Genomic DNA, 15,482 nt, shown 5'->3' on the forward strand with positions numbered 1-15,482 from the left:
ACGGAGTATGTGAGGCGTTCTCAGCTGTGACCGGGGAGGCTGTTGAGGAATGGGCAGCCGGCCAGCGTGCGCAGTGCCTTGGACAGCTCCAAGACATCGCCGACCGGGCGCGGGAATGGCAGCCGCACGTCGGAGTCGCTCTCCGGACCTTCGATCCGGAACCGGATACCGAAGCGATCGATGCCCAGCGGCCGCACCCGGCCGTCGCGGAGTTCGGTGGGGAGGCGGTTGCTGAGTGCGGTGACCAGGTCGGCGTGATCGGAATCCATGTGTGCGACCCAGTCGGCCTCGAACTCCCAGAAGGGGTCGGGCACGGCCTGCGCGAGTTCATCCGAGCTGACCGAGGCTGCGCCGCCGCTGTTCGCGAGGACCGCCGATGTCAGGCCCAGTCTGAGCAGTGAGTAGCCGTGGCCGATGTCGAGCAGGCCGGGACAGGGATGGTCTGTGGCGATCTCGCAGGCGAGGTCGCGCTCGAGGTCCGACGGGACCGAGTGCAGGGTGCCGTTGAGCCAGATGAGGGAGCGGACCTGCTCTCGCAGGTCGATGGGAGCCACGTCGGTGACCTCTACCATCGCGGGCAACCCGTTCGATCCGGCCTGCCACGCCAGTGCACTGGCCGCGCTGTCGGTGGGTACGAGAACAAACGCCTGCGAGTCATACAGATGCACCATCGTCACCGGTGAGGGTTCGCTGCCTTCGATGGCGAGCATCGCATCGGTCACCCGCATGCAGGCGGTACGAACCGACTCGGCGTCGGACGGTCGATCGATCGCGGTTTTCTGCATCTCGGTCCTCGCGGGGTGTTGGTGAGCCGGTGTAGGTAACCCTAACCTAAACCCGCTGGCGGTGAGTTGGCAACCCTCGAAGCGACTCTGATCTCTGCCGTAATCTCGGATGGTGCCTGCCATCGCCTACTTCGGACCATCCGGGACGTTCACCGAGATGGCGCTCGACCAGTTGCTCGCGCAGAACGCATGGCTCACCGACCAGGGCCCCGCCGAGCGGATCAGCGCCAGCAGTCCCGCCGGAACCGTGACCCTTGTCCGCGAGGGGCGCGCCGATTACGGCTGCGTACCGATAGAAAGCTCCATCGAAGGGTCGGTATCTGCGACGCTGGACGCCTTGATCAAGGGGTCGCGAGTACAGATCTTCGCCGAGACCGTGCTGGACATCGCGTTCACGCTCGCCGCTCGCGAACACCTCGACGCGGCGGACATCCGGACCATCGCGGCGTATCCGGTGGCGTCGGCGCAGGTCCGTGAGACGCTCGAACAACGCTTTCCGGCCGCGCAGGTGGTCACCAGCGCCTCCAATGCCGCGGCCGCCCAGGATGTCGCGGCCGGCCGGGCCGACGCTGCCCTGACCACGGCGCTGGCGGCTCGTTTGAACCAATTGCTGGAGCTGGCAACAGGACTCGCCGATTCACCCGACGCCAACACCCGCTTCGTGCTCGTCGGCAGACCGGGACCGGTGCCACCTCGCACGGGTCAGGACCGCACGTCGGTCACGCTCGACCTCCCGAACGTCCCAGGGTCGTTGATGTCTGCGATGTACGAATTCGCCTCGCGCAACATCGATCTGACGAGAATCGAATCCCGGCCCCGACGTACCGGCGGATTCTTCTTCAACCTCGACGTCGTCGGGCACCTGGACGATCCGCCCATCGCGGAGGCGCTCGGCGCGCTGCATCGCCGCGCCACCGCGATGCATTTCCTGGGGTCATGGCCGTCGGCCCGATCGAACGGGACCCCGCCGCCCCGCCACGACGAATCCGACAGATGGCTCGAATCGATTCGGCTGGGGAAGGACCGATGAGCACGCTGCACCTGGTCCGACATGGTGAGACCACGTCGAATGTGTTGCAACGTCTGGACACGGCGTTACCGGGGGCCGGACTCACCGACTTCGGGGCCCGCCAGGCTGCCCGCTACGCACTCGAGCGTCCCGACGCCGGGACGCCGATCCTGATCTCGTCGGCAGCCCGGCGCGCCCAGCAGACCGCCGAATTGATCGGATCGGTGTGGGGCGTCCCGAACGAAGTCCGCGACGGACTGTTCGAGGTGCAGGTGGGCGACCTGGAGGACCAGACCTCCGAGGATGCGCACAAGGTGTTCGGGGCCACGGTCCGCAGCTGGTTCTCCGGCGACACCGCGGTGCGGATCCCGGGTGGCGAGTCGCTCGACGACGTCTACGCCCGCTATCTGCCGGTGATCGATGCGATCGCGGAGGAGTATTTGTCCGGGCCGAACGCCCGCGAGGTGCACCTGGTGAGCCATGGCGCCGCGATCAGGCTCGTCGCTGCGCATCTGGTCGGCATGCCTGCCGAGTTCGCGCTGGCACATCACCTGAAGAACACTGGTTCCATCGAGCTCACCCGCACGCCGGACGGGTGGACCTGCGAGCGCTGGGGCCAGGAACTGCCCCCGTTCCACACCGACGACGAGCCCGAGTTGGCCCGCGACCCGATGGGTTAGCGGGTCGGGCCGGTCAGCCCCAGCCGTTGGCGTGGAGCCAGTCGTCGGAGATGCCGAAGTGGTGCGCTATCTCGTGCACCACGGTGATCGCCACCTCTGAGACCACCTGCTCGTCGTCATCGCACATGTCGAGAATCGGTTCGCGATAGATCGTGATGGTGTCGGGCAACGTGCCGCCGTAGTGGCTGTCGCGTTCGGTGAGAGCAATGCCGAAGTAGAGCCCGAGCAGATCGGGCTCTTCCTCGTTGTGCGGTTCCACCAGGATCACGACGTTGTTCATCGCCGCGGCGAGTTCTTCGGGGATGGTGTCGAGCGCGTCGGAGACCAGCTCGTCGAACGCTTTGTCCGACATGACAACCGGCATCGATCAGCCTCCGCCGCCACCGGCGGGTGCCGGCGTCTCGAGAGGGTTGGCCTCGACACCGGGGGGCAGCGGAACCGGGGTGGGATTGAGTCGGCCCGGTGGCTCGGCCGGTGGTGGGATGGGCACCGCTCCGTTGATCAGCAGGTTGCCCTTCGCATCTCCGACGAGCGTCGCGAATCCGCCCTGATCGGGTAGGCCGATGTAGCACACGACTTTTCGGCTACCGGCCAGCCAACTGGTCTCGGTCAGGGTGGACCACTGCAGGTTGAGCGTCGTCTGGTCGAGTTTGTCGTTGCCGCCGAGGTACTGATCGGTGACACCGGGGCAGGTCGACTGCAGGTAGGTGTTCTGCTCGTCTACGTTCGGCCAGGGTGAACCGGCAGGCCCGTATTTAAGGCCGAGGTCGATCACCGCGGTCACCTGGAACGAATGGGGTTCGGAGCAATCGACGGGATCGGTCGGCTTGCGGGTCTCCATATCGATCCCGATACAGGTCCCCGACGGCCACTGCTGGGACTGATCCTGATCGCGGACGTGACCGAGGAACGGCTTCAGCGTGCCGGTGGTACCGGACAGCTGCAAACCGCATCGCAGGGTGCGTTCGCCCTCCGCCCATTGTTCGGCGGACGGGTACATCAACCCGATCGAGAACCGCCCCGCCGGGTCGAGCTTGCCGCCGAGGTAGGTGTTGACCACCACTGGGCAGTGTTCGTCACGGATGATGGTGAACTGCTCCGGGCCCGGCCACGGGGCGTCCTCGCCGAACTGGATCCCCGGGTAAGCCGCGGTGTCGACGGCGCCCGCGACCTCGAACATGTGCTCCTGGGTGCAATCGACCAGCGACTGACTTGTCGGGAGTTCTTCGGGCCAGGTCAGGCAGTCGCCTGCTGCGGATTCGGTGAAAGGCGTGGACTTCGTCGACGCCTTGGCGTCGCCGATCTCGTCGCCCTTGACCGTGCCGGCGTCGTTGAATCCACCGATCAGTGCGACCACTCCGGCGCAGATCACCGCGCCTACCAGCACCGCAGCGAGCAGCACGCGCACCGGATGCCGTGCTGCCGCCAGGGCCAGGCGTTCTCGCTGTCCTCCACTGTCAATCATCGGCATCCATAATGCCCTGGTGGCGCTCCCCGGCGGCGGAATGGGCCCTAGTTGTTGCGAGACGGCAGGTTGTTGACGTCCGGCCTACACGGTCGCCCAAAGATCATCCCTACTCGTTGTCACGTATGACTTCGGTTGAGTCGACGTCGACCGCGTGACCGTGAGCGTCGGTCGGGCGCAGTCGGCCTAATCGGTTGCCGCTCTCGTCCACGAGAGCGGAGTGCGCTTCATCGTCGGCGAACGCGTGTCGCTCGCCCCACTGACGCATTGCCACGATGACCGTGAAGAGGTCGCGGCCCGCATCAGTGAGGACGTAGACCTGGCGGCGTCCGGAGATCGCCGTCTCTCGCTCGAGGATGCCGTGATCGATGAGGCGGCGAAGCCGGTCGGTGAGAATGTTGCGCGCGACCCCGGTGCGTTGCTGGAAATCGGTGAACGACCGCACGTTGTCCATCGCGTCGCGAATGATCAGCAGGCTCCACCGGTCTCCGACGAGGTCGAGCGTCCGCGCGACTGGGCACGTGGGGTCGGTCCAGGTCACGTCGTCACCGTTTACCACTTGGTTCATCACGCCTCCCGATGGGTTGCAGATCGAAACCATTTTGCCATACTGAAATCAGTTGCAAATTGCTACTGATTGGAGATGGTGTGAAACTCACGCATGGCCTGAGGCTGCTACTCGCGATGGTCTGCTCGGTCGCTGTCGCGACGATCTACGTTGCCCAGCCAGTGCTCGCGCAGATCGGGCAAGACCTAGGAGTGCCCGAGTCCGACCTGGGATGGATCGTGGCAACTGGACAGATCGGCTATCTGGCCGGGTTGGCTGTCCTCGTTCCCCTGGGGGACATGCTGGACCGGCGCAAGCTCATTGCGGGCCAACTCATTCTCGCCGCAATCGGCATGCTGGTGGCCGCAGTCTCTCCAGCCTTGTGGCTGTTGCTCATCGGTCTCGCCGCGACGGGGCTGTTCGCTGTCATCGTGCAAACCACCGTCGCATTCGCTGCTGATCTGTCGACGCCGGCGGAGCGTGGTCGCACGCTCGGAATCGTCACCTCCGGGGTCATCATCGGAATTCTCGGGGCCCGAGTCCTGGCCGGGGTTCTCGCCGACCTGTGGGGGTGGCGAAGCATCTACATCACGCTCATGCTGCTTCTTGTCGTGCTCTCGATCGCGGTACTGAAGCAGCTGCCGGCAGACCACCGGTCGAATCGCAGGACCTACGGAGACGTGCTGACCTCATTCGGGCACCTCTTTCGCGAGCCGCTGTTCATCTCGCGCGGGATGATCGCGTTCTTCCTCTTCGCTTCCTTCGGCACGCTCTGGAGCGCACTCGCGCTACCACTGGCTGCCGAACCGTGGCAATTGAGCACGGCGCAGATCGGCTTGTTCGGAATCGCCGGGCTCGCTGGTGCTCTGGGGGCTGCGCGGGCAGGCCGATGGGCCGACACCGGCCGAGCCAACTCCGTGACCGGTGCTGCGCTGGCACTGCTGACCCTGTCCTGGATCGCATCCGGGCAGGCCACCTGGTCGCTCTGGCTGGTCGTGGTCGGTGTCATCGTCCTGGACTTCGCGGTCCAGGCCGTGCACGTCAGCAACCAGTCCCTTCTCACCGCCGCCTACTCGGAACAGACCAGCAGCACGATCGGCGGCTACATGATCTTCTACTCGCTGGGCTCCGCCCTCGGCGCGACCGCCACCACCACGATCTACTCCACGTCAGGGTGGACAGGATGTGCCGTTCTCGGCGCAAGCTTCGCCCTCTGCGGACTACTCACCTGGGTGCTCGGCCGGCGCACGGTCACGAAAACGCGATACGACGCCGCCGGCCACGGATCAGGTCATGCGGGCGCGACATCGAAGGCAGGCTGAGGATGGTCCATCCGAATGCGCCGCGGTCGTACACCTAGTGTCGGTCGGCGCTCGGCATTATCGTCTGACGCATGGCAATCGACGGCACAGGCGAGGTACCGGCAAACGGGTCCCCCAGCGAGGACGTGGCAGAACTCGCGGGCCGGATGTTCGAGATGGCCCGTGCGGGGGACGCGGCGCTCATCGACTACGTGAAGGCCGGAGTACCGGTGAACCTGACCAACCAGGCGGGCGACACCATCTTGATGCTCTCGGCCTACCACGGTCACGCGCAGGTGGTGTCGGGGCTGATCGAGCTCGGCGCGGACGTCAACCGGCCCAACGACAAAGAACAGACCCCACTCGCCGGCGCGGTGTTCAAGTCGCACGACGAGGTGGTGGCAGCGCTTGTCGCGGGGGGTGCGGATCCCGACGCCGGTCACCCGACGGCGCGCGATGCGGCGTCCATGTTCGGGCGCGAGGACTACCTGGGTTTGCTCGACAAGTAGGGTTTCTTCCGTGATCGACCTGAAGATTTTGCGTGATAACCCTGATCTGGTCCGCGCGTCTCAGCGGACCCGCGGCGAGGACCCCGCGTTGGTGGATGTGCTGCTCGAAGCAGACACCGCTCGGCGTGCCGCGATCGTGGAGGCCGATCAGCTGAGGTCGCAGCAGAAGGATCTCGGCAAGCTGATCGGTAAAGCCCCGGCCGACGAGAAGCAGGCGCTCCTGGCGAAGGGCAAGGAGTTCTCCGAGCAGGTCAAGGCCGCGAACGCACGTGAGGCGGCTGCCGACGAGCAGATGAACGCCGCGCACCGGGCCATCAACAACATCGTGGCGCCGCAAGCGCCTGCCGGCGGCGAGCAGGACTTCAACCTTCTCGAGACGATCGGCGAACCGACCGTCATCGAGAATCCGAAGGATCATCTCGAGCTCGGCGAGAGCCTGGGACTGCTCGACATGGAACGCGGCGCCAAGGTTTCGGGTTCGCGGTTCTACTTCCTCACCGGAGCCGGAGCCATGCTGCAACTCGGGCTCCTTCAGCTCGCTGCACAGAAAGCCACCGCCAACGGATTCACGGTGATGATCCCGCCGGTGCTCGTGCGGCGAGAGGTGATGGAGGGCACCGGATTTTTGGGCGCGCATGCGGCAGAGGTCTACCACCTGCCGGACGACGACCTGTTCCTCGTGGGGACCTCCGAGGTGCCGATGGCCGGCTACCACATGAACGAGATCCTGGACCTGTCCGCGGGCCCCAAGCGCTACGCGGGCTGGTCGAGCTGCTTCCGTCGAGAAGCGGGTAGCTACGGCAAGGACACCCGGGGGATCATCCGGGTCCACCAGTTCGACAAGGTCGAGGGGTTCATCTACTGCCGCCCGGAAGACGCCGAGGCGGAACACGACAAACTGCTCGGCTGGCAGAAAGAGATGCTGGCCGCGATCGACGTGCCCTACCGCGTGATCGATGTCGCCGGAGGCGATCTCGGCTCGTCGGCCGCCCGCAAGTTCGACTGCGAGGCCTGGGTTCCCACCCAGAACACCTACCGGGAGCTGACGTCCACGTCGAACTGCACCACCTACCAGGCTCGCCGGCTGCAGGTCCGGTACCGAGGTGACAACGGAAAGCCACAGGTTGCGGCGACCCTCAACGGCACGCTGGCCACCACACGGTGGATCGTCGCCATCCTGGAGAACCATCAGCAACCCGACGGCAGCGTCCGGGTTCCGGCGGCGTTGGTGCCGTTCGTCGGCACAGATGTTCTGACACCGACATAATCCCCTCATGATCATCGGTATCCTCGCCGCGCTCTTCGCGTGTGTGGCGTACGGCGTCTCGTCAGTGATGCAGGCCTACGGCGCACGGAAGTCACGGCAGGCCGCGGCCGACCGGGGGGAGGCCGGTTTCGAGACCGAGACCGGCGCGCCGACGATGAAGTCCACGATCGCTGCGGCGCTGACGGCCGCGTTCATCATCGGCACGATCCTCGACGTGGTCGGGTTCGCCGGCAGCGCCGTCTCGGCCCGGCTCATCCCGCTCTTCCTGTCCCAGACGATCGTCAGTGCGAACCTCATCATCACCGCGATCCTGGGCATTTTCGTCCTGGGCATCAACCTGCACCGCCGCGACTGGGTCGCGATCGCGGTGGTGGTGATCGCCTTGTTCGCGCTGGGGATCTCGGCAGATTCAGAAGGCACCGGTCACGACGCCGAATGGTTCCATTGGGCACTGTTGCTGGTCACCCTGGCCCTGCTGGCCCTGTCGGTCGGGCTCATCCAATGGCTGGGGTCCCGGGCCGCGATCGCGGCCGGTCTGTGCGCAGGCGCCATGTTCGGCGCGGTCGCGATCTCGGTCCGGGTCATGCACGGGATCACCGATTTCGACATCGCCGAGATCCTCGCCGACCCGGCCGCGTACGCGCTCGTCGTGTCGGGGATCGGTGGGTTCTACCTCCATACCGTTGCGCTGCAACTCGGTTCGGTGAACGGTGCGACCGCCGCCCTGGTGGTCGGGGAGACGGTGGTGCCGGGTTTGGTGGGTATCATCTGGCTCGGTGACAACGCGTTGCCGGGTCGCACGTGGCTGGCCGTACTCGGCTTCGTCTTCGCGGTCGCAGGTGCGATCGCGGTGGCGTGGTCCGGCGCGGTCGAGGCCAGCGCGCAGGCAGAAGCCGGCGGTTCCGACGGGGCCGCCGCAGGCGGGGAGAAACAGACAGCATGAACACGCCGATGTACGACCGGACCACCAGAATGGTCCGGTTCAAGGAACTGTCGATGCCCATGACACAGGCGCTGGCCGAGCACGCCGAGAGCAGGCAGCTGGTGCTCTCCGACGAGATGCCGGCCTGGCTGACGCACAGCGTGAACCTGCCGTCACAGTCGTTACTGGGAAAATTGCTCGGGCACAAGGCCAATCGCACCGACCGCGACAAGGAGCACGACGTGCTCGTGGTGCTGCACACCACACACGTCATCATCGTGACCTCGGGAGAGAAACGCGGTACGTCGGCTTTGTCGCTGCCGATCGAACACGCGACGATCCGGGTGGGAAGCGCGCTCGAAACGGCCTTCTCGTCGGTTGAGGACGCCGGGTTCACGCTGGGTGGTTTCCCCGGTGATCACGGAAAGTCCGGCACGTTCTACATCGGGCTGGGGACCGAACCGGCAGGCGCCGAGTGCGCGGAAGCGATCAGAGCTGCGATCACCGACGCGAAGAACCCCTGATTTCTCCGAGAACACCGATCAGCCGGTCAACGACTCCCGCAGGTCCTTGTCCAGCGAGGCACGCAGGAGGGCGGCAGCGAACTTCGCGTTGGACGAGGGCGTGAGGTCGGCGAGTTTCTCCGGGTCTGCAGGTAGATTCAGGTCCTGTGCCGCACCCAGCGATTTGGGGTCGTAGAACGGCGCGACCCACGGCCAGACGTCCTGCACCTCACGAAGGAAGATGTCGGCCCCTACCGGTCCGATGCCCTTGAACTCCTGCAGGAGTTCGCGCGCCTTCCCCACGTCACCGTCGCACGCCGACGCGAGCTTGCGGAGATCACCGTCATAGGTATCGATGAGCAGGTGTGAGCCCTCCGTGAGCCGGGTGGCGGTGCTCTCGTCGTAGCGGGCGTAGTGTCCGCGTCCCAGCGCCGCGATGATCGCCGAGCGGTCGGCGTCGATCACCGCCTTCGGGTTGCGCAGACCTGCGTCGAAGAGTTCACGCGCAGCGCCGACCGCGATCTCTGCGGAGATTCGCGCGCTCAGCAGCATCGTCAACACCAGGAGCTCGAACAGCGGTATCGGTGTGTCCTCCAACCGAATACCTGCCTCGTCGGCGTAGGTCCGACCTGCCCGCCTGTCGAGTTCGGCGGCAACCGATCTCTGTTCCTTCGTGCTCACGGGACTTTCCTTTCGCCGACGATTTCACCGGGTGGGTTGATGCCCGGGGTGCTCAACCGGGCAGGGTCTCACCGCCGATGGGCGCGAGGACTTCTCCGCTGTAGTACGACGACATGACGTCGGAAGCGAAGAACACGTAGGACGGGGCGATCTCGTCCGGCTGGGCCGCCCGACCGTAGGGCACCTGCTCCCCGAAATCCTCGACCTTGTCCGCGGGCATGGTGGCAGGGATCAGCGGCGTCCACACCGGTCCCGGCGCAACGCAGTTGACCCGGATCCCGCGATCGAGGAGGTTCTGGGCCAGCGAGTAGGTCAGCGCGGTGACGGCGCCCTTGGTGGCCGAATAGTCGATCAATGACTTGTTCCCGCGTAGTCCGTTGATGGAACCGGTGTTGATGATCGCCGCACCGCGTCCGAGGCATTTCAGCGCCGCATGGGTGACGTAGTAGAAGCTGTCGATGTTCACGCTGAACGTACGCCGCCACTGCTCCGGCGTGATCTCGGCGAAGTCATCGACCGGTTGCTGGTAGGCAACGTTGTTGACCAGTATCTCCAGACCGCCCAGGTCGGCTGCCGCCCGGTCGACGACATCCAGACAGTGCGCCGGGTCTGCGAGATCGCCGGCATAGGTGAAGCATCTGCGCCCCTGCTCCTCCACCAGCTTCTTGGTGTGCTCGGCGTCCTCGGATTCCGACAGATAGGCGATAGCTACATCCGCCCCTTCTTTCGCGAACGCAACTGCCACCGCGCGGCCGATGCCCGAATCGCCGCCGGTGATCAGGGCACGCTTGCCGAGGAGTAGCTCACGCCCCTTGTACGACCGCATCTCGTCGTTCGGCTTCTCGGCCATATCGCCTGTGCTGCCCGGATATTCGATGTTCTCCGCGCGGTGTTCGCCCATGTGGATACCTCCGTGTCGTTGTGAGGGAGGTACCCGCTGCGAGCCGGCTACGAAACATCTGGTTGGCACCGGGAGATTCGGGGTATTCCAGGTCGGTTGATGTGACAACGCGCAGAAGGGAACACCATGCCCAAGACCACCAAGTCAGGTGCACCGAAGAAGAGCGAGTTACCGAGCACCCTGCTGAAGTCGAAAAAGAAGGCCCAACGCACCTTCACAAAAACTTACGACTCGGCGATGGACCAGTACAACGACACCAAACGCGCCCACCGGGTGGCTTTCGACGCACTCAAGCACAGCTACGAGAAGGTCGGCGACCACTGGGAGGCGAAGAAGAAGCGCGGCCCGTCCGACGATCGGGCGAAGAGCGGAGGGCCCAACGCCAAGGGCAAGAGCGCCGAGGGTGTCGACGCCAACGCAAGCAAGAAGCACCTCCTCAAGATTGCCCGCCGCCTCGATGTCAAAGGCCGGTCGGACATGAAGAAGAAGGAGCTGGTGTCCGCCATCAAGAAGGCGAACCGAAAGAAGACCGCCCGCAACCGGTGAGGGTGCGGGCGGTCCGACGGCGGGTGATCCTCAGGGGTTCAGGAGGATCTTGACGGCGCCGTCCTGCTTCTTCTGGAAGATCTCGTAGGCGTGCGGAGCCTCTTCCAACGACAGTTCGTGGGTCGCGAAGCTGTCGACGCCGAGCGGGTCGGCATCGGTGAGGAGAGGCATGATGTCGTCAGCCCAGCGCTTCACGTTCGCCTGCCCCATCTTGAGGGTGACCTGCCTGTCGAACATCGAACCGAGTGGCAGCGGGTCCATGTCGCCTGCATACACCCCGATCAGGGATACGGTGCCGCCGCGGCGGACCGTGTCCAGGGCCGTGTACGCGGCACTGAGGCGGTCGACGCCCGCTGACTTGAAGACCGGTTGGGCGACGGCGTCCGGCAGCAGTCCGGCCATCGTCTGGACGATCTTCGCCCCGGTGGATCCGTGCGCTTCGGTGCCGACCGCGTCGATGACCGAGTCGGGCCCACGGCCGTCGGTGCGATCCCGCATGATCGCGCCGATGTCGTCGTTCTCTGACAGGTCGATGGTGTCGATCCCGCGGGCACGGGCGCGCTCGAGTCGTTCCGGGACCAGGTCGACTGCAGTGACGTGGTAACCCTTGTGCGCCGCGATCCGTGCCGCCATGTCGCCGATCGGACCGAGACCGAGGACCGTCACCGAGCCACCGTCCGGGATGTTGGCGTACTCCACGGACTGCCACGCGGTGGGAAGGACATCAGACAGGTAGACGAAGCGTGAATCCGGTGGTCCGTCGGGCACTTTGATGTGGGTGAAGTCGGCGTGCGGTACGCGTAGGAACTGGGCCTGGCCGCCCGGCACCGAACCATAGAGCTGCGAGAAACCGAACAGGGCGGCACCACGTCCCTCTGAGGTGACCTGGGTGGTCTCGCACTGGGTGGGTAGCGCGTGATCGCACATATAACAACTGCCGCAAGCGATCTGGAACGGGATGACGACGCGGTCCCCGACCTCGAGGTTCTTGATCGCCGACCCGACCTCGACGACCCTGCCCATGGGTTCGTGGCCGAGGATGTCGCCCGGACTCATGAAAGGTCCGAAGACCTCGTACAGGTGAAGGTCCGAACCGCAGATGTTGGTGGTCGTGATCTCGATGATGGCATCGGTCGGCTCTTCGATCTTCGGATCGGGTACGGTCTCGACCCGCACATCGCGCTTTCCCTGCCAGGTCACTGCTCGCATGTTGCGCCCCTTTCACGTGGGTGATTGCTTCTGACGACGTACCCACGGGCACGGGGCGACAACCATGTGCGCATGCGTGGACGAGAACGTGACAAGCTGGTGTTTGAGATACGCCCAGGTTGGGGTACTCCGAGCAGGCCACATTCACTACGCGCAGATGGGACCGTGTTGGAGCGAGCCAAACCCAGGTCACGGGTCTCTGACGACTACTCCGATGTGGTTGCGACGATCGGACGGCTCAGGGAGTTGCCTGCCGACAGCACGCAGAGCGAACGCTTGCGCGAAGAGGTCATCACCAGGTGCTTGCCTCTGGCAGAGAACATCGCACGTCGTTTCAGCGGCCGCGGAGAGAATCACGACGACCTCGTCCAGGTGGCCCGGCTCGGACTCGTCAATGCCGTCGATCGATTCGATCCGGCGCACGGTTCCGAATTCGTGTCGTTCGCCGTCCCGACCATCATGGGTGAAGTCCGGCGCCACTTCAGGGATGCCGCCTGGGCGACTCGGGTTCCGCGTCGCCTGAAAGAACTCCACAAGTCGATCAGCGACGCGTCTGAGAATCTCTCGCAAAGGCTGGGCCGTGCACCATCGGCCAGCGAAATCGCCGCGGAGCTGGATCTCGAAGTCGCCGAGGTGACCGAGGGATTGCTCGCTCGCGGTGCGTATCAGGCGCTGTCGACCGACTCCGGCGCCGCCGACGACGAGATCGGCGCCCCGTTGCTGGAGACGCTGGGCGCGGAGGATCCCGAATACGACCATGTCGAGAGCTATGTGGCGATCAGGCCTGCGTTGGCGAAGCTCGGTGAGCGGGAGCGGCGAATCCTGGTGCTGCGCTTCTTCGGTTCGCAGACGCAGACCGAGATCGCGAAGCAGATGGGCATCTCCCAGATGCACGTGTCTCGCATCCTCTCGAGCACCCTTGCGAAGCTTCGGGATGAGTTGGGAAGCGATGCGGCGGGTGATGCCAATGTATTTCTGCAATGAGGCGGCCGGGGCTCGAGCGACTCCTCGTGCGGTGCTTAGAGCTCGTGGCAGTGGGGTACACGTCCGAAGACCGCACTACGAGAGGGTCGAGTGTATGTCGATCATGACCGATGAGCGGTGGATGCGGCAAGGTATTCTGCCCGCTGAAGGGGGACCGAAATGGTGATGGGTGGTGTGATGCATATCGATGAGGCCGCAGAGGCACCGGTGAACATTCGTGTCCCGGCCGACAAGTCGCAGGTGGCGATGATCAGGGCCATCGCCGAGACTCTCGCAGTCCTCGCGGACTTCTCGCTCGATGAGGTCGCCGACATCAAACTGGCGGTGGACGAGGCCGCGATGACGATCATCGCAGGCGCATCGCCGGACGCTGAGTTGAAGGTCGCCTTGACCGCGGCGGATCAGAAGTTCCACGCGATCATCCAGTCCTGGTTTCCAGTGGACAATACGTTGGTGCAACAGGGTTTTGGCTGGCACGTCTTGCAGACGCTGACTTCGTTGGTTGCGGTGCACGAGGGCGAGACACGGCGGAACGGGCGACTGGTCGCCATCGAACTGTCGAAGTAGGTTGTCGGCGCGCAGCCGAGACGGGTTGCGCGTCAGCCCGATCGACCGGCTACTCGGATCGGTCAGGCCGGTGGAGCGATCGGGTGGTCGGGCCTTCGAGAAGGGCTCCGTCATAGTTGAATCGGGAGCCGTGTAGCGGGCAGTCCCAGCTCCTTTCGGCGTCGTTCCATTCCAGGATCCCGTAGAGGTGGGGGCAGATCGCCGAAACACTGTGCTGCACACCGTCGACCGTACAAACACCTACGGGTCGAGCGCCGTGCCGGCGTACCACGCCCTGTCCCTCTCCCGGCGCGTCTTTGCTGGGCATCAGTGACTTGAGCGCAGTGCCCGCCCAACCCTTGGCCAGTTCGAATCCGACCTCGCTGTTGATGACCGCCGCAGTCGGCAGCCCGAGCAGCTGTTTCGGTCGAGAGGGGTCGAAGACGGGCGCCCACTGCGGCGCGCTTCCCAGGATGCGTCCGGACATCGACAGGGCCGCAGCCACACCGTTGGTCATGCCCCACTTCGCGAAGCCGGTCGCCACCTGGATGTCGCCGTAACCGGGCGCGAGCTGACCCACGAAGGGAAGCTCGTCTATGGGCATGTAGTCCTGCGCAGACCAGCGTGCCCGCAATCGCGCCGTAGGGAAATGCGTTGTGGTCCAGTCGATGAGGTCGTCGACCAGCGCGCGTTCTGACCGCGCCCGGCCTACGGTGTGGCCGGCTCCACCGGTGAGGAGGAGGGGACCGCTCTCGCCGGGTGTCGTCCGCAGCGACCGTGACGGTTCGTCCACCGCCAGATACATGCCGTCCGCCAGGGGTTCCGAGACGTCGAAGGCCGCCGCATAGGAACGCTGTGGATGGAGTCTGGCGAAAAATGCGCCGCGATCGAGAATGGGTGTTCCCGTGGCCAGGACGACCGATTGTGCGCGCACATCACCCTGCGCGGTGTGCAGGATCTGGTCGCCCTTCTTACGCCGCACGGTGACCACCCGGGTGTTCTCGTAGATGTCGGCGCCATGGGCGGCGGCATCAGCGATCAGCGCGGCGAGCACGTCCATCGGATCGAACTGGGCTTGGTCGTCCAGCGCCACCGCCGAACGGGCGGGGAATGGGACGTCGAGCTGAGCGATGTGGCGTACGGGCAGGTCCACGCGGCGGGCCGCCCGTAGTTCCTCTTCGACGGTCTTGTCGCCGCTGCCGGACTGTGCGTAGGTGTATGCCGTCTGGATCTGGTGCGCGACCCCTTGTTCGCGGAGAAAGGCGAGCAGCCAGCGTTGTCCGTCGAGGTTGGCATCGACGTAGGCCCGGACGGTGTCCGCCGACTGTTTCCGGGAGATGGTCGACAGTCGGGTTCCCTGCAACACACTGAGCTTCGCGGTCGTGTTGCCGGTCGCGGCGGCACCGATGTGGCGTGCTTCGAGCAACGCGACCCGAAGTCCAGCCCGGGCCAGCAGCACCGCTGTTGTCGCGCCGGTGATCCCGCCACCGACCACGACGCACTCATAGCGTGAATCCTCCGCCGGTCGTGACGGCGCTTCAACAGGGACCCGGGCAGACCAGAGTGCAGACACGAAGGGGCAATACCCTCGCGGGTGGGCACTCAAACGCGCAGTTCACCGAGACGC

Annotated in this window: 18 protein-coding genes; 10 read left to right on the plus strand and 8 right to left on the minus strand. The window is 65.2% G+C overall.

Annotation, left to right across the window (positions count from 1 at the left end):
• Positions 1 to 20 precede the first annotated feature (20 nt).
• Positions 21 to 785 carry a DUF2470 domain-containing protein gene (locus BFL43_RS10595; RefSeq protein ID WP_084892507.1) on the minus strand — a complete coding sequence of 255 codons (765 nt, stop codon included), beginning with the start codon at positions 783 to 785 and terminating at the stop codon, positions 21 to 23.
• A 109-nt stretch (positions 786 to 894) separates the two neighbouring features.
• On the opposite strand from BFL43_RS10595, the gene pheA reads away from it, so the two are divergent.
• Both pheA and BFL43_RS10605 read left to right on the plus strand, forming a co-directional pair.
• Positions 895 to 1,815, plus strand: coding sequence for a prephenate dehydratase (gene pheA, locus BFL43_RS10600; RefSeq protein ID WP_084892508.1), 921 nt, complete (start codon positions 895 to 897; stop codon positions 1,813 to 1,815).
• Positions 1,812 to 2,474: a histidine phosphatase family protein gene (locus BFL43_RS10605; RefSeq protein ID WP_084892509.1), complete on the plus strand. Its 663-nt coding sequence runs from the start codon at positions 1,812 to 1,814 to the stop codon at positions 2,472 to 2,474. The genes pheA and BFL43_RS10605 overlap by 4 nt, the downstream gene beginning before the upstream one ends.
• A gap of 13 nt (positions 2,475 to 2,487) precedes the next feature.
• Here BFL43_RS10605 and BFL43_RS10610 read toward each other — a convergent pair whose 3' ends face one another.
• The 3 genes from BFL43_RS10610 to BFL43_RS10620 form a co-directional block, all read right to left on the minus strand.
• Positions 2,488 to 2,838: a metallopeptidase family protein gene (locus BFL43_RS10610; RefSeq protein ID WP_084892510.1), complete on the minus strand. Its 351-nt coding sequence runs from the start codon at positions 2,836 to 2,838 to the stop codon at positions 2,488 to 2,490.
• Between the two features lie 3 nt (positions 2,839 to 2,841).
• A complete protein-coding gene (locus BFL43_RS10615; protein ID WP_084892543.1) occupies positions 2,842 to 3,939 on the minus strand; it encodes a septum formation family protein in 1,098 nt (365 codons plus the stop codon).
• Positions 3,940 to 4,048: 109 nt separating this feature from the next.
• On the minus strand, positions 4,049 to 4,507 hold the full coding sequence (locus BFL43_RS10620; RefSeq protein WP_084892511.1) for a helix-turn-helix domain-containing protein: 459 nt from the start codon (positions 4,505 to 4,507) through the stop codon (positions 4,049 to 4,051).
• 80 nt (positions 4,508 to 4,587) lie between these two features.
• On the opposite strand from BFL43_RS10620, the gene BFL43_RS10625 reads away from it, so the two are divergent.
• The 5 genes from BFL43_RS10625 (at position 4,588) to BFL43_RS10645 (ending at position 9,009) form a co-directional block, all read left to right on the plus strand.
• A complete protein-coding gene (locus tag BFL43_RS10625; RefSeq protein WP_240498189.1) occupies positions 4,588 to 5,808 on the plus strand; it encodes an MFS transporter in 1,221 nt (406 codons plus the stop codon).
• 71 nt (positions 5,809 to 5,879) lie between these two features.
• Entirely contained in the window at positions 5,880 to 6,296 is a 417-nt protein-coding gene (locus BFL43_RS10630) for an ankyrin repeat domain-containing protein (RefSeq protein WP_084892512.1), read from the plus strand.
• A gap of 10 nt (positions 6,297 to 6,306) precedes the next feature.
• Positions 6,307 to 7,563 carry a serine--tRNA ligase gene (gene serS / locus BFL43_RS10635; RefSeq protein WP_084892513.1) on the plus strand — a complete coding sequence of 419 codons (1,257 nt, stop codon included), beginning with the start codon at positions 6,307 to 6,309 and terminating at the stop codon, positions 7,561 to 7,563.
• A 7-nt stretch (positions 7,564 to 7,570) separates the two neighbouring features.
• Positions 7,571 to 8,506, plus strand: a complete 936-nt coding sequence (locus tag BFL43_RS10640; RefSeq protein ID WP_084892514.1) for a hypothetical protein — start codon at positions 7,571 to 7,573, stop codon at positions 8,504 to 8,506.
• Complete coding sequence (locus tag BFL43_RS10645; protein WP_240498190.1) at positions 8,503 to 9,009, plus strand: hypothetical protein; 507 nt, start codon at positions 8,503 to 8,505, stop codon at positions 9,007 to 9,009. The genes BFL43_RS10640 and BFL43_RS10645 overlap by 4 nt, the downstream gene beginning before the upstream one ends.
• Positions 9,010 to 9,027: 18 nt before the next feature.
• On the opposite strand, the gene BFL43_RS10650 is transcribed toward BFL43_RS10645, so the two are convergent.
• A complete protein-coding gene (locus BFL43_RS10650; protein WP_084892515.1) occupies positions 9,028 to 9,669 on the minus strand; it encodes an endonuclease in 642 nt (213 codons plus the stop codon).
• 52 nt (positions 9,670 to 9,721) lie between these two features.
• Positions 9,722 to 10,570, minus strand: a complete 849-nt coding sequence (locus tag BFL43_RS10655; RefSeq protein ID WP_084892516.1) for an SDR family oxidoreductase — start codon at positions 10,568 to 10,570, stop codon at positions 9,722 to 9,724.
• 126 nt (positions 10,571 to 10,696) lie between these two features.
• On the opposite strand from BFL43_RS10655, the gene BFL43_RS10660 reads away from it, so the two are divergent.
• On the plus strand, positions 10,697 to 11,116 hold the full coding sequence (locus tag BFL43_RS10660) for a ChaB family protein (RefSeq protein WP_084892517.1): 420 nt from the start codon (positions 10,697 to 10,699) through the stop codon (positions 11,114 to 11,116).
• 30 nt (positions 11,117 to 11,146) lie between these two features.
• Here the strand turns inward: BFL43_RS10660 and BFL43_RS10665 are convergent, their stop codons facing one another.
• Positions 11,147 to 12,325, minus strand: a complete 1,179-nt coding sequence (locus BFL43_RS10665; protein ID WP_084892518.1) for a zinc-dependent alcohol dehydrogenase — start codon at positions 12,323 to 12,325, stop codon at positions 11,147 to 11,149.
• A 228-nt stretch (positions 12,326 to 12,553) separates the two neighbouring features.
• Between BFL43_RS10665 and BFL43_RS10670 the strand changes: the two genes are divergently transcribed.
• Positions 12,554 to 13,309, plus strand: a complete 756-nt coding sequence (locus BFL43_RS10670; protein WP_276206105.1) for a SigB/SigF/SigG family RNA polymerase sigma factor — start codon at positions 12,554 to 12,556, stop codon at positions 13,307 to 13,309.
• 177 nt (positions 13,310 to 13,486) lie between these two features.
• Entirely contained in the window at positions 13,487 to 13,876 is a 390-nt protein-coding gene (locus tag BFL43_RS10675; RefSeq protein WP_143695250.1) for an ATP-binding protein, read from the plus strand.
• A gap of 49 nt (positions 13,877 to 13,925) precedes the next feature.
• Here BFL43_RS10675 and BFL43_RS10680 read toward each other — a convergent pair whose 3' ends face one another.
• On the minus strand, positions 13,926 to 15,428 hold the full coding sequence (locus BFL43_RS10680; protein ID WP_084892521.1) for an FAD-dependent oxidoreductase: 1,503 nt from the start codon (positions 15,426 to 15,428) through the stop codon (positions 13,926 to 13,928).
• Positions 15,429 to 15,482 lie beyond the last annotated feature (54 nt).

It is taken from the genome of Williamsia sp. 1135 (genome assembly GCF_002095395.1).
Taxonomy (GTDB): domain Bacteria; phylum Actinomycetota; class Actinomycetes; order Mycobacteriales; family Mycobacteriaceae; genus Williamsia.

What these genes read in the sequence shown, in the direction of transcription:
- BFL43_RS10595 (WP_084892507.1), bottom strand. Translation starts at nt 785, where the DNA reads ATGCAGAAAACCGCGATCGATCGACCGTCCGACGCCGAGTCGGTTCGT.
- pheA (WP_084892508.1), top strand. Translation starts at nt 895, where the DNA reads ATGGTGCCTGCCATCGCCTACTTCGGACCATCCGGGACGTTCACCGAG.
- BFL43_RS10605 (WP_084892509.1), top strand. Translation starts at nt 1,812, where the DNA reads ATGAGCACGCTGCACCTGGTCCGACATGGTGAGACCACGTCGAATGTG.
- BFL43_RS10610 (WP_084892510.1), bottom strand. Translation starts at nt 2,838, where the DNA reads ATGCCGGTTGTCATGTCGGACAAAGCGTTCGACGAGCTGGTCTCCGAC.
- BFL43_RS10615 (WP_084892543.1), bottom strand. Translation starts at nt 3,939, where the DNA reads ATGATTGACAGTGGAGGACAGCGAGAACGCCTGGCCCTGGCGGCAGCA.
- BFL43_RS10620 (WP_084892511.1), bottom strand. Translation starts at nt 4,507, where the DNA reads ATGAACCAAGTGGTAAACGGTGACGACGTGACCTGGACCGACCCCACG.
- BFL43_RS10630 (WP_084892512.1), top strand. Translation starts at nt 5,880, where the DNA reads ATGGCAATCGACGGCACAGGCGAGGTACCGGCAAACGGGTCCCCCAGC.
- BFL43_RS10640 (WP_084892514.1), top strand. Translation starts at nt 7,571, where the DNA reads ATGATCATCGGTATCCTCGCCGCGCTCTTCGCGTGTGTGGCGTACGGC.
- BFL43_RS10645 (WP_240498190.1), top strand. Translation starts at nt 8,503, where the DNA reads ATGAACACGCCGATGTACGACCGGACCACCAGAATGGTCCGGTTCAAG.
- BFL43_RS10655 (WP_084892516.1), bottom strand. Translation starts at nt 10,570, where the DNA reads ATGGGCGAACACCGCGCGGAGAACATCGAATATCCGGGCAGCACAGGC.
- BFL43_RS10660 (WP_084892517.1), top strand. Translation starts at nt 10,697, where the DNA reads ATGCCCAAGACCACCAAGTCAGGTGCACCGAAGAAGAGCGAGTTACCG.
- BFL43_RS10665 (WP_084892518.1), bottom strand. Translation starts at nt 12,325, where the DNA reads ATGCGAGCAGTGACCTGGCAGGGAAAGCGCGATGTGCGGGTCGAGACC.
- BFL43_RS10675 (WP_143695250.1), top strand. Translation starts at nt 13,487, where the DNA reads ATGCATATCGATGAGGCCGCAGAGGCACCGGTGAACATTCGTGTCCCG.